Here is an 11,891-nt window from a genome sequence, read left to right as displayed (position 1 = left end):
TCCTGACGCGGGCTGTATTCACTAATGCTTCAAAGTAGCTCTCCACTCGCAAAACTGAAAATGTCAGCAGCCAGGGAAGGGGTGAAAATCAGCAATAGTTCTCATCCGCACAGCCACAATTCAACTAACCTGGTACTATCGTAACAAAAAGCGCGTGAAAAATCCAACATTCGTGAAAAATTTTCATTGATTTTGCAGAAAAACTTTTTCATTTAGCGCTTTTTGTACATTGTAACGTCAATTGTGACAATCTTTGAGCCGTTTCTTCCATCCATTTCAGGTCAGCCAGATCCCCGGCAACTCGATAAACATCAAGCAACAGATCAATACGGCTTTGAATAGCCGAGCGGATGCTCTCTTCCAGCTCAGAGATACCGCCGTGGAAAAAGCCCGTGGAAAAAGTTTCCTTCAGCACATTGGCCCATTCATTTCTGTCAGCAAGAGAAAGATGGAGCTTGGCAGGATGCTCCCCCATCTCACCGATCAGTTCGCCCAGATCCCGTTTGATAAAGGGCAAGGGCTCGTAACGGGCACATAATCCGCAGGTGTAGACCGGAACATGGGTAATTTTTATCTTACCGCTATAAATCAATGTATGCATATGTATAGTCATAACTCCGCCACAGCCGCATGTTTTCTTTACCAGAATGTCTTTTTTCATCTCCCACACCTCAGGAATAATATTGAAACAACACGAGAGTCCGCCTTTTCAATAACTATATTCGACCTCTCTCTCCATAATCCCTTCTGATTTGCATAAAAAGATTTATTTGGTAAATAATCCAGTGTTTTCAATACCTTAAGATGACTTCATATTTCAAATTTGATAGAATGTACAGGACAAGCATCACATTCCTGAAAGGAGCTGCTGAACATGAGACTGGCCGGTAAAAAGGTCATCGCACTTGTTGACGATGAATTCGAAGATTTGGAGCTCTGGTATCCCGTATACCGGGTAAGAGAAGAAGGAGCCGAGGTGCATCTGGCAGGCCTAACGAAGGGCAAGACTTATGTCGGCAAATACGGGGTTCCCGCCACAGCTGAATATTCCTGGGATGAGCTCAGCGCAGCCGATTACGACGGCATTCTGGTACCGGGAGGCTGGGCACCCGATAAGATCCGCCGTTACAGCGCGGTACTGAAGCTGGTACAGGATTTCAATGAAGCCAAGAAGCCGATCGGCCAAATCTGCCATGCAGGCTGGGTGCTGATTTCAGCCAAAGTCCTGGAAGGCGTAACCGTTACTTCTACGCCCGGCATCCGTGATGACATGGAAAATGCCGGAGCCATCTGGAAGGATGAGCCCGTGGTAACTGACGGGCACATTATCTCCGCCCGCCGGCCACCGGATCTGCCGCCTTACGGCAAAGCCTTCTGCGATGCACTAGCCGGAGAATAAGCTGAAAGCAATCTCCTCACGAGGATAAACAAGCCCTGCCTCTCCGACTTGCCGGAGTGCAGGGCTTGTTGCCGCCTAAGGCAGCTATTTACGGATGGAAAGGGATACCGTTTCCTTCAGCGGATTCGGGTAGCCGTTCAAGGTGAACGTCAAGGGCTGAGGAAGCTTTGTTTTGCCTAAAGCATAATAATACAATGTTGGCGGTAAGGCCGCCTTGTCTGATGACTCCTTGCGCGCCGGAATACTGATATCGGACATAATGGTGGAGTGAACCTGGCCTGAGGCATCCTTAAACTCATCGTTTAACTGCAGAATTATTGAATCAGAAAATCTGGTCTTTGGTGACGGTGAATAATATTCCAGAATCATGGTAGAACCTTCTGCAGTACTGTTTACGGAGACTTTCAAATTTTTATCGGGTGCTTTAATAATCTGCTGCTTCTCTGTGTCGATAATCAATTCCGTTGCATCCTTGGCCAGTGCATGAATTCCGTCAATCTGCAGTCTGAGCGGCTGCTTGGAATTGTTATCATTTGCAAACACCAGACTCTTCTTGCCTTCTACAACTAGTGTACGGGATGAACTTAGACTCATAAATTGATCTTCACTGCCTAATAACATTCTGGGATTCAGCAGTCCGAAGATTTGCTTTGAATTCTGCGGATTATAGTCCGCTTCCACATAGATTCCGGTTGTTGAAATGTATACCTCATTGACATCGACATCTTGTCCTGCGATGGTCAGAGTACGGTCTGCATGGATGAGTTCTCCTGTCTTGGCCATTTTATCGTGATCCAGGGTGATCGGTACAGACAGCTGTGCCAGAGGTTTCACTCCACTTGAAGTAGCTGTTTGTGTTTTCTCACCAAGATTGACTTCGAATGTGATCTGATCAGGCAGTGACCTGAAATCGCCACCCCACTGCAATACCTCATAACCGAGGGTAATACCTGGCTGCACATCTTTAAGAGACCACCCGTTAGGATAATTTACGGCTGTATGTCCTTCACCCGCAAGCTTTAGATGGTTCACCTGCGACTTTTGGCTCGTACTGTTTTGCAGCGAATACAATATGAGGATTCCCTTGCGGTCAGCTGCGATCCCATCTACCGTTAGCACATACCCATTTTGCTGTGCTGAAGAACCGCTGATGCGCTGTACTAATCCAGCATCAATTGCCGACGATACCGTAATATCGTTGCTTGCCGCCTTACGGTATGCCTCAAATGCACCGCTGCTCTGGGCCGATACCAGCGGACTCTGGGCATTGTGCGGCTCTACCTGCTCGCCGATCCAAGGGAAAGCAAACAACATCACAATTGCCAATACCGCCACTATACCGATCGAATAGCGCTTGCCTGCAGATATACGGTAACGTCGGGATCCAGACAGCCCGCTGCGTATCGCCGCATTCAATTTGATCTCCGATATCTCCTCTGCCTGCCCAGACAACCCGTCAAAATATTCCTTCAGCATATTCTCCTCGCTACCGGCCATGTACAAGTCCCCCTTTCATTTTGTCACGCAGCTGCTTTAAGCCCTTATTCAGCTAGGTCTTGACCGTCCCCTCCGGCTTGCCGAGCACTTCAGCAATCTCTGTTAGTGTCATATCACGGTAATATTTCAGTACAAGCACCTGACGGTATTTGAATTTCACACTGTCAAGGGCCTGCTCCATGTCCAGCTTGCGGTCACTGGTCATTTCCATCACTCCAGTACTGCCTGTATTCGTAGGCTCTACGGAAACTAACCGTTTTCTCCGCTTCAGTTCATCGTTGCAGCAGTTGATCAGAATTCGTGTCACCCAAGGTGCAAACCGTTCCGGATCTTTGAGACTTTTTCGTTTGCTCCACGCCCGGTACGTAGCTTCCTGCAGCATTTCGAGTGCATCTGACTCACTGCGGAAGTAACTGAAAGCGATCCCGTATAGTATTTTCTTCTGCTCTGATACGAGCCGGATAAAAGCCTGTCCACTCTCATCACCAAACTGTACCCGTTCAGCCTCCATTAGATTTTCCATTCTCCGTTGCTTTGCCTCCCTCACACAGCAGCCTCAAAAAGCGCCTTTTTGTACTTTCATCTATACTGACTCTCTCAAGGGGAAAACGGTTTTACTTTTTTTATAAATGGCGGTTCAAGATCAGTAACGCAAAAAGTCCGGCGCTATCGCCGGACCCTTCACTTCATCGATTCTGATTGCCTAAGACTAGGATGTCTTCTCTTTCGGATCTCCACCCATACTCAGCGATAAGCCGCTCCGTCCTGCAAATGCGCTTAGCATCTCTTCTGTCTGCAGACTGGTACGGTGCCGGAAGCATGCTTTGGCCATCTCTCTGGCTTCCGACGCCAGTGTGTTCAGCGTACGATGCTTCACCCGCAGCAAGGCCTGCGGCGACATACTCAGCTCGCTGATCCCCAGCTCCAGCCAGAGCGGCAGAGAACGTTCATCGGCAGCCATTTCACCGCAAATACTCACACCGATGCCTACTTGCCGCGCAGCTTCCACTGTCATGCGAATCATGCGCAATACCGCTGGATGATAAGGGTGATACATATGGGCAATCTGTTCATTCATCCGGTCAACGGCCAGCACATACTGCACCAGATCATTTGTCCCAATGCTGAAAAAGTCCACTTCTTCCGCCAGCAGATCCGCGATCATAACGGCAGCCGGAACCTCAATCATGATGCCTACCGGTACATTGCGGTTATACGGAACGCCTTGCTCGTCCAGCTCTGCCTTGACCTCATTCAGCACCGCTTTGGCAGCTTGTACTTCTTCTACGGAGGAAATCATCGGGAACATCATCTTTACATTGCCGTAGTGGCTGGCACGCAGGATCGCAGTCAGCTGTGTTTTGAACATATCTTTGCGGTCGAGACTGATCCGGATGGCACGGTAGCCCAGGAATGGGTTCTGCTCGTCAGGAAGCTGGAAATAATCCAGATGCTTGTCTCCCCCGATATCCAGGGTACGGATCACAACGGTGTTGCTGCCAACCTTTTCGGCAACGAGCTTGTAAACCTCAAACTGCTCTTCTTCCGTCGGGAAGGAATGACGGTCCATGTACAAAAATTCTGTACGGAACAAACCAACGCCCTCCGCTCCGTACTTCAGCGCCATATCCAGCTCTTTGACCGAGCTGATATTACCGGCTAGCCGCAGAGATACACCGTCTTTGGTGATGGCCTCCACAGTAGCAAGCAGCTCCAGCTGCTCTCTTTTGCGCTGCTGCTTATCGCGTCTCGCTGCATAGTCTCTTACCGTAAGCTCGTCCGGATGAAGCTGCAGAATCCCGGTTTCACCATCGAGCACCAGCAGATCTCCGGTCTGGATCGGATTGGTCAGCTTGTTCTCCAAGCCAGCCACCAGCGGAATACCAAGCGCCCGGGCCATTATGGAGGAATGGGAAGTTTTGCCGCCCATCATGGTGACAATTCCCAGCACATAGACCGGATTCAAATGAACCAACTGAGAGGGAGATAACTCCTTCGCCACCAGTATATAGGGCTGTGTATCAGACGGCAGAGTTACCTCGGGTGCACCCAGCAAATGCTTCAGCAAACGGTTGCCGACATCCTTGATATCAACTGCCCGCTCTTTCATATATTCATCGTCCAGCAGATCAAACATCGCTACAAAATGGTCAATGGCTTCCTTAACCGCCACTTCAGCCGCCTTGTATTGGCGTTCGATAATGCCACGGATTTCACTCATGAACACGGGATCATCCAGAATTGCCAGATGGGCGTCAAAAATGCTCGATTCCTCCGGCCCCACGACCTCCCTGAATTCTCTTTTGATAAACTCAATTTCATCTTTCGAGGTGCGGATTCCTTCGTATAAACGCTCAAATTCCTTGGCCAGATCCACCGGATTTACCTGCGTATCCGGCAGGCTCCATTCCCAGTTCGGCAAGACAAAGGCCTTCCCGATGGCAACACCTGCTGCAGCGCCTATGCCTTGTATCATGCTTCAATCCCTCCAACATTGCTTTCATGTAATACCACGGACATTACGGACGATTGCCCCTTTTTCACAGTTTTAAATGGAGCATAGCTCCAGGATTTCACACGGTCAGGGTTGGTAATCACCATCGGTGTAGCAAGCGAAGCCGCATGTTCACGCAAAAAGGTAAGATCGAATCTCACCAGCAACTGGCCCGGCTCCACACTGTCCCCTTCCTGCACAAGCGCCTCAAACGGCCCCTTAAGCTGTGAAGTGTCGATCCCTATATGCATAAGTACCTCCAGCCCTTCGGGCGTTGAAATGCCCACTGCGTGCATTGTAGGGTACACGTGCATCACCTTGCCAAACACGGGTGAGACTAGCTCCCCTTTATCCGGGAAAAAGGCCACCCCGTCCCCAACCAGCTTCGCGGCGAAAATATGGTCCGGCACTTCCTCAATCGGCATCATTCGGCCCTGCATTGGAGAACTGAACAGCACCTGCGGCAGATCACGAAGCATCAGCTTGTCAATCTCCTCACGGATCAGCTCTGAATAGGTGCCGAATACCACCTGCACGTTCCCGCCGCCCAGCTTTATAATTCCGGCCGAGCCCAATCCCTTGAGCGCCCCGGTATCAATGAATCGGTCATTATGCACAGTTAATCTTAAACGGGTGATGCAAGCCTGAACTTGTACGATGTTCTCTTTGCCCCCGAGCGCCTCCAGAATGAGCGGAGCCTGATACGGAATATTCCCCGCCCAGTCGCCCAGTTCAGAGCCTTCCTCACGCCCCGGAGTCGGAATCTGGAAACGGCGGATCGCCCAGCGGAACACGTTATAATAGACAATCCCATAACCGATCCCGATCGGGATCAGCAGCCAGGCGCGCTGCGACAGATGCAGGTTGAGGATAAAGTCAATTACCCCCGCCGAATAAGAGAACCCATGATGGATGCCAAGCGAATAGGTCAACACCATCGCAAGACCGGACATGACTACGTGCAGCGCGAATAAATATGGCGAAGCGAACAGGAAAGCGAACTCAATTTGCTCCGACACACCGGTCAAAAAGCAGACCATTGCGGCACGCAAAAAGGTTTTGCGGATCTTCGGCTTCAAATCCTCCCGGGCTTCCTGAATAATAGCTAAGGCAATCGCCGGCAGTGCGAACATCATGATCGGAAAAAGTCCGGCCATAAAGATGCCCGCAGTAGGATCTCCCGCAAAAAACCGCGGCAAATCCCCCTGGACGACCGCGCTGCCGTCAGGAGTAGCAAAGCTGCCCAGCTGAAACCAGAACACATTATTTAGAATATGATGTAGGCCAAAGGCCGTAAGCACCCTGTAAAGCACCCCGTAGACAAACACGCCATATCCGCCGGTCGCCTGTATATCCCGGAAAAGCACATCCAGCCCTTGCTGAAGCAGCGGAGAAACACCGAGCATCACCCAAGCGAAGAAGGCCGAGAACAGGCCCATGAACAGCAAAACAAACCGCGAACCTCCGAAGAATTGTATGGCTTCTGGAAGCTTGATATTTTTAAACCGGTTATGCGCCACGCCGGCGACAATCCCGAGTATGATTCCGATTAATGTAGCAGGCTGAACATCCCCATTCCCCATATGGGTAACAATCCGGTCATAAGTGAACATTCCAGCCAGTGCAGCCAGCCCAGCCGGTCCGGCCTGATTGGACAACCCCCACGCTACGCCGACAGCAAACAAATAAGGCATGAAATAAAATATTCCCTGCCCCGCATATGTAGTCACTTCGGATACCGAAGAAAGTCCCCATGCAGACCACGGTAAGCTGCCCAGACTAAGCAGGATGGCGGCCGCCGGAAGCACCATGGTAGGAAGCATTATGGCTCTGCCCAACTGCTGCAATGATCCGAGCCAATTCAAGGTGACCCTCTCCTTTCATTCTATATTGAATGGTACGCGCTGCGACTGCTTTTGTCAAAAGAATGCGGCAAGAATTAGGATACCACGGTTCCCGTGATTATGGGAAACTTTATTCGTAATTTAGTGTAGTCTGGATGCTGTTCGCTGCTGTGAAGGAAACAGAGAAGTAGGCCCTACGAGGCTTAATAACAAATCATTAATGAGCATGCGTGGGCATGGGGAGACGATCCAGCCACTCCAGTCACTCCAGCCACTCCAGTCACTCCAGTCACTCCAGTCACTCCAGTCACTCCAGTCACTCCAGTCACTCCAGTCACTCCAGTCACTCCAGTCACTCCAGTCACTCCAGTCACTCCAGTCACTCCAGTCACTCCAGTCACTCCAGTCACTCCAGTCACTCCAGTCACTCCAGTCACTCCAGTCACTCCAGTCACTCCAGTCACTCCAGTCACTCCAGTCACTCCAGCCACTCCAGCCACTCCAGTCACTCCAGTCACTCCAGTCATTTAAGTGTATTCTGTACAACTAAAATAGCACTTTTAAACAGTAATATTAGTTTAACTGCACTTTATACATCTACAAATCGCATTTCCTGCTCCAAGGAGCCATTTAGCAACTTTTAGTTGTACCAAGTGCAGCTATACTTCAAAAAAGAAACTTTCAACATCATTTAGTTGCACGAAGTGCATCTATTCCATTTTCATCCTAATATTCAATCAAAACTCACCCTAGTTCCTTAATTCCATCTACACCTCAATCAGACTGCATTCAAGAATGCAGGCAAGATTGCTTTGTTTTGCTTTTCATTTCCCTATCCACTTACCATATTTGATCAGCCTGCATTGCTTTTACTTCGTAGAACCGCACCCTCTGCTTTGAATTTACCGGTTTGAGTAATCCTTTGTCACTGAGTGACTGTAACAGCCTCCGGGCCGTACGATAATTAACCTGGAAATAGTCGCACACATCCTTGGGGCGGAGCGGTTTAGCAATACGCCAGGCCAGGCGCAGCACTTCTTTCTCTTCGGACAAAATATCTGCGGCTAGCGTCTTTTTAGCTAAATAAGGCGCAAGTACCAGCTGCAGGAGCATCCGGCAAACTTCGGGACGCTGCTGAACATCGTCGAAGGAAAAGTGGAGCATCCTCCAGCCCATCCCGGTGAGGAAACTATCGCGGTTCAAGGAATAGCTGAACTTCTCGCGGTCCATATCTTTGACATGACTTTGAAAGCCGTCGCATTCGATCCCGAACCGGCCCCCATTTTGCGGCAGAAAAGCGAAGTCCAGAAACTGCGATTTGCGGTTCCAATCGTAAACTTCATATTCTGGATGCAAATGCTCAAGCGATTCAAACAGCGGCCACCACACATTCTGCAAAAACAGCCGCTCCGCAAAATTGTGACCTCTGACCAGCCTCCCCTTACGCTCCCCACTTCTCTCCGACGTATGCTGCTCGATGAATAAACGATGTGCTGCCTCAAACTCCATCTGATCCCCTCCCGGTAAATAAAAAAGAACGCCCACCTCCCGCAAACTAATTACGGGTAAATGGACGTTCTTCGTCTAATGCCAGTATAGCAACACAACCTGGCTATTTCTAGATGAAATAGGATCAGAGCAGCAAAACTTGCTGTATACCTTCCTTCCCCACCTAGGCTAAAGGGTTCCGGGGTTCCGGGGTTCCGGGGTTCCGGGGTTCCGGGGTTCCGGGGTTCCGGGGTTCCGGGGTTCCGGGGTTCCGGGGTTCCGGGGTTCCGGGGTTCCGGGGTTCCGGGGTTCCAGAATTACGAGAGTACTGGTTCCTCCCCCGCCCCCCTAAATACTACTGCCGGCTGCGCCCGTGCATCGTGATCGCTTCCTCGACCTTGATGCAGCGGTCCATGATCGCCGTCATGCCGTGCTCTGCGGCAATGTCAGCAGCCTCCTTGCTGATAATGCCCTGCTGGAGCCACAGCACATGTGCGCCGATATCAGCTGCCTCCTGCGCCACTTCGGCGCAGTATTCGCTGCGGCGGAACACATTGACAATGTCCACCGGCTCCGGTATTTCAGCCAGCGTATGGTAGCATTTCTCCCCTAGAATCTCTCCGTCTACTGTAGGGTTAACCGGAATAATCCGGTATCCGCGGCTCTGCATCGCATAAGCCACCATATAGGAGGTACGGTCCGATTTGTCAGAAAGACCTACAACAGCAATATTACCTGCGGAAGCAAGAATATCACCGATTTGCTCCCGGGTCGGGTTCTCAAAGCTCATGTTTGTTACCCCTTTCGCTTTAGTGCCGAATCAGCAGGTGAAACCAAAACTTCCTATTATAAGCGGACTTCACCTGGATCAGCATCCTACATTGTTATTGTACCCACTCCACATTTGCTCCAAGCGCACGCAGGTGGTCGAAATATTGCGGATAGGACTTGGCGACATGATGGGCGTCCTTAATCAGCAGCGGCTTACGGGCACGAAGGCCCACTACCGTCAGCGCCATAATTACCCGGTGATCATAATGCGCATTGATCGTTACTCCGCCTTCGACACCCTCAGGCATGCCGTGCACGATGATCTCATCGCGGCGCTCCTCAACCTTGGCTCCGGCGCGGGTCAGCTCCGCCAGATAGTCGGTAATCCGGTCGCATTCCTTATAACGCAAATTCTCCACGTTGTAGAAACGCGAGGTCCCTTCGGCAAATACCGCCGCCGCCACCATCGCCAGCACGGCATCGGTTGCCGCATCGCCGTCGAATTCCACAGCCTTTAGAGTGCCGTTCCCCTGCACATGCACTGTTCCGTCTTCGTGAGTAAGCGGTACTTCCATCATACGCAGCACATCCACAATTGCCCGTTCTCCTTGCTTGCTCTTCTCGGCAAGCCGGTGAATTTTCACATCCGATTGGGTGACAGCCGCTGCCGCAAGCACAGCCGCAGATCCCGGATAATCCCCCTGCACAGTGTAAGACTTGGCCGCATAGGCCTGGCGCCCCGGCACCTTAAAGGACATATAATCGTCAGCAGCATGAACTACGATTCCTGCCTGCTCCAGCACCTCCAGCGTCTGGCCGACAACAACCTTCGACTTCAGATCATCCAGTACGACGATCTCGCTGTCCTCTTCTAGCAGCGGCGTCAGGAAGAGCAGCGCACTAAGATACTGTGAGCTGACTGCACCGGAGACGGTAATCCGGCCGCCAACCGGCTTGCCGCCGCGAATGGTTATCGGAAGTCTCCCATTATTATGCTCCACTTGAACACCAATCTGGCCGAGTGCTGCAATGAGGTCATCATGCGGGCGTTTGCCCAGAGAATCCGGGTACGTGTTCACGAAAGTCACCTCCGGGCTCAGCGCAGCTACAGCCATCAGAAAGCGCAGGACGGCCCCGGCATTCCCTACATTAAGTTCCTTGACGTCACGGGGATGCCGGCCAAAGCCTTGAATGACAATCTTCTCTTCATCCTCCGTAAGCACTGCTCCAAGATCGGCAATACATCTGCGGATCGCATCGCTGTCCTCACTATGTGCAGGATAGTAGATCGTGCTGACGCCCTCGGATAGAGCGGCAACAAGCAGGTAACGTGTAGTGTAATTTTTGGAAGACAAAGCTCCAAATTCTCCTTGCAAAGCTGGCGTCGGCCTAACAATAACGTCCATGATATAAGCGCTCCTTAGTTAATGTAGTTGATATATAGTGCTTCGTTTGACAGGCTATTCTCCACTTGTGTTATCATTAAACCAATCTTCCGATAGAAAAGAGGTCACAACCATGAATGAGATCCCCCAAATTACACCGCAGGAATTGCGGAAGCGTCTGGAGACAGGCGAAGACCTTGTATTGATAGACGTACGTGAAGATGATGAAGTCGCCTTCGGGATGATTCCCGGCGCTCAGCATATCCCAATGGGCGAGATTCCGCAGCGCACGGAAGAGCTCCCGGCAGAGACCGAGATCGTCTTCATTTGCCGCTCAGGTGCCCGCAGCCAGCGTGTCTGCGAATATCTGCAGCAGTTCGGCTTCAAAGGCTCCAACCTCAGCGGCGGAATGATTGAATGGAATGAAAGTGCAGAGGCGTAAGCCGCACACAAGTATACTTAAAAGCTCAACCGCGGTAATGCATTAAAATATGCTGCGACACTTCTGCCGCACTCAGCTCCGAAGTATCGACTGTGCAATGCGCGAAACGGTAAGCCTCCCGGCGCTGCTCCATGATGGTGCGGACCCTTTCCTGCGCGTTGCCAGCGAGCAGCGGCCGGTTCTGATCTCCGCTGACGCGGGATAAGATGACTTCTTCCGTGGCCGTAAGCGCCACAACAAGCCCATTTTCCAACATCATCCCGGCATTCCCTGGAGCCAGTGCTGCACCTCCGCCTGTCGAAATAATTCTGCCCTCTCCTTCAAGCATCCGCTGAAGTACTGCAGTTTCAACCTTACGGAAATACGCTTCACCGCCATCGGCAAAAATATCGGCAATACTCTGGCCTTCACTCTCTATAATGACATGATCCAAATCAACCAGTTCAAAGCCCAGTTCCTCCGCCAGCATGGCACCCACTGTTGACTTACCTGTGGCCATCATTCCTACAAGGATAATATTTTTACGCAAGGTATTGTAACTCTGTTGTTGTTCTAACTCCCCAGTCATGAC

12 protein-coding genes are annotated in these 11,891 nt (G+C 51.0%); 2 read left to right on the top strand and 10 right to left on the bottom strand.

What is annotated here, in order from left to right; all coding sequences use genetic code 11:
- Positions 1-208 precede the first annotated feature (208 nt).
- Entirely contained in the window at positions 209-613 is a 405-nt protein-coding gene (locus NST07_RS13605) for a hypothetical protein (RefSeq protein ID WP_341092399.1), read from the bottom strand.
- A 261-nt stretch (positions 614-874) separates the two neighbouring features.
- On the opposite strand from NST07_RS13605, the gene NST07_RS13600 reads away from it, so the two are divergent.
- The gene (locus NST07_RS13600) at positions 875-1,399 is read left to right on the top strand and encodes a type 1 glutamine amidotransferase domain-containing protein (RefSeq protein WP_341092398.1); all 525 of its coding nucleotides are present in this window, start codon (positions 875-877) and stop codon (positions 1,397-1,399) included.
- An 84-nt stretch (positions 1,400-1,483) separates the two neighbouring features.
- On the opposite strand, the gene NST07_RS13595 is transcribed toward NST07_RS13600, so the two are convergent.
- The 8 genes from NST07_RS13595 to aroA form a co-directional block, all read right to left on the bottom strand.
- Positions 1,484-2,896: a hypothetical protein gene (locus NST07_RS13595; protein WP_342481738.1), complete on the bottom strand. Its 1,413-nt coding sequence runs from the start codon at positions 2,894-2,896 to the stop codon at positions 1,484-1,486.
- A gap of 52 nt (positions 2,897-2,948) precedes the next feature.
- A complete protein-coding gene (locus NST07_RS13590; RefSeq protein ID WP_342481737.1) occupies positions 2,949-3,419 on the bottom strand; it encodes a sigma-70 family RNA polymerase sigma factor in 471 nt (156 codons plus the stop codon).
- Positions 3,420-3,605: 186 nt separating this feature from the next.
- Positions 3,606-5,372: a phosphoenolpyruvate--protein phosphotransferase gene (gene ptsP, locus NST07_RS13585; protein ID WP_341092395.1), complete on the bottom strand. Its 1,767-nt coding sequence runs from the start codon at positions 5,370-5,372 to the stop codon at positions 3,606-3,608.
- Positions 5,369-7,255 carry a glucose PTS transporter subunit IIA gene (locus tag NST07_RS13580; protein ID WP_341092392.1) on the bottom strand — a complete coding sequence of 629 codons (1,887 nt, stop codon included), beginning with the start codon at positions 7,253-7,255 and terminating at the stop codon, positions 5,369-5,371. The genes ptsP and NST07_RS13580 overlap by 4 nt, the downstream gene beginning before the upstream one ends.
- Before the next feature lie 120 nt (positions 7,256-7,375).
- Positions 7,376-7,780 carry a hypothetical protein gene (locus tag NST07_RS13575; protein ID WP_342481736.1) on the bottom strand — a complete coding sequence of 135 codons (405 nt, stop codon included), beginning with the start codon at positions 7,778-7,780 and terminating at the stop codon, positions 7,376-7,378.
- A gap of 294 nt (positions 7,781-8,074) precedes the next feature.
- Positions 8,075-8,743, bottom strand: coding sequence for a hypothetical protein (locus tag NST07_RS13570; RefSeq protein ID WP_342481735.1), 669 nt, complete (start codon positions 8,741-8,743; stop codon positions 8,075-8,077).
- A gap of 334 nt (positions 8,744-9,077) precedes the next feature.
- The gene (locus NST07_RS13565; RefSeq protein WP_340898839.1) at positions 9,078-9,512 is read right to left on the bottom strand and encodes a CoA-binding protein; all 435 of its coding nucleotides are present in this window, start codon (positions 9,510-9,512) and stop codon (positions 9,078-9,080) included.
- Positions 9,513-9,606: 94 nt separating this feature from the next.
- The gene (aroA, locus tag NST07_RS13560) at positions 9,607-10,899 is read right to left on the bottom strand and encodes a 3-phosphoshikimate 1-carboxyvinyltransferase (protein WP_341092387.1); all 1,293 of its coding nucleotides are present in this window, start codon (positions 10,897-10,899) and stop codon (positions 9,607-9,609) included.
- A 112-nt stretch (positions 10,900-11,011) separates the two neighbouring features.
- Between aroA and NST07_RS13555 the strand changes: the two genes are divergently transcribed.
- Positions 11,012-11,320 (top strand): rhodanese-like domain-containing protein, encoded by a 309-nt coding sequence (locus NST07_RS13555; protein WP_038590436.1) that lies wholly within the window; start codon positions 11,012-11,014, stop codon positions 11,318-11,320.
- Between the two features lie 25 nt (positions 11,321-11,345).
- On the opposite strand, the gene NST07_RS13550 is transcribed toward NST07_RS13555, so the two are convergent.
- Complete coding sequence (locus tag NST07_RS13550) at positions 11,346-11,888, bottom strand: shikimate kinase (RefSeq protein WP_341378311.1); 543 nt, start codon at positions 11,886-11,888, stop codon at positions 11,346-11,348.
- Between the last annotated feature and the right edge of the window lie 3 nt (positions 11,889-11,891).

Origin of the sequence: Paenibacillus sp. FSL L8-0340, from assembly GCF_038593145.1 — a bacterium.
Lineage (GTDB): Bacteria > Bacillota > Bacilli > Paenibacillales > Paenibacillaceae > Paenibacillus_AQ.
Note: the sequence above shows the minus strand (reverse complement) of the source record. Positions and strands in the feature narration are given on the sequence as shown.

Excerpts from the sequence above, each read along its gene's own strand:
- NST07_RS13605 (WP_341092399.1), bottom strand. The coding sequence starts at position 613 with ATGACTATACATATGCATACATTGATTTATAGCGGTAAGATAAAAATT.
- NST07_RS13600 (WP_341092398.1), top strand. The coding sequence starts at position 875 with ATGAGACTGGCCGGTAAAAAGGTCATCGCACTTGTTGACGATGAATTC.
- NST07_RS13595 (WP_342481738.1), bottom strand. The coding sequence starts at position 2,896 with ATGGCCGGTAGCGAGGAGAATATGCTGAAGGAATATTTTGACGGGTTG.
- NST07_RS13590 (WP_342481737.1), bottom strand. The coding sequence starts at position 3,419 with ATGGAAAATCTAATGGAGGCTGAACGGGTACAGTTTGGTGATGAGAGT.
- ptsP (WP_341092395.1), bottom strand. The coding sequence starts at position 5,372 with ATGATACAAGGCATAGGCGCTGCAGCAGGTGTTGCCATCGGGAAGGCC.
- NST07_RS13570 (WP_342481735.1), bottom strand. The coding sequence starts at position 8,743 with ATGGAGTTTGAGGCAGCACATCGTTTATTCATCGAGCAGCATACGTCG.
- NST07_RS13565 (WP_340898839.1), bottom strand. The coding sequence starts at position 9,512 with ATGAGCTTTGAGAACCCGACCCGGGAGCAAATCGGTGATATTCTTGCT.
- aroA (WP_341092387.1), bottom strand. The coding sequence starts at position 10,899 with ATGGACGTTATTGTTAGGCCGACGCCAGCTTTGCAAGGAGAATTTGGA.
- NST07_RS13555 (WP_038590436.1), top strand. The coding sequence starts at position 11,012 with ATGAATGAGATCCCCCAAATTACACCGCAGGAATTGCGGAAGCGTCTG.
- NST07_RS13550 (WP_341378311.1), bottom strand. The coding sequence starts at position 11,888 with ATGACTGGGGAGTTAGAACAACAACAGAGTTACAATACCTTGCGTAAA.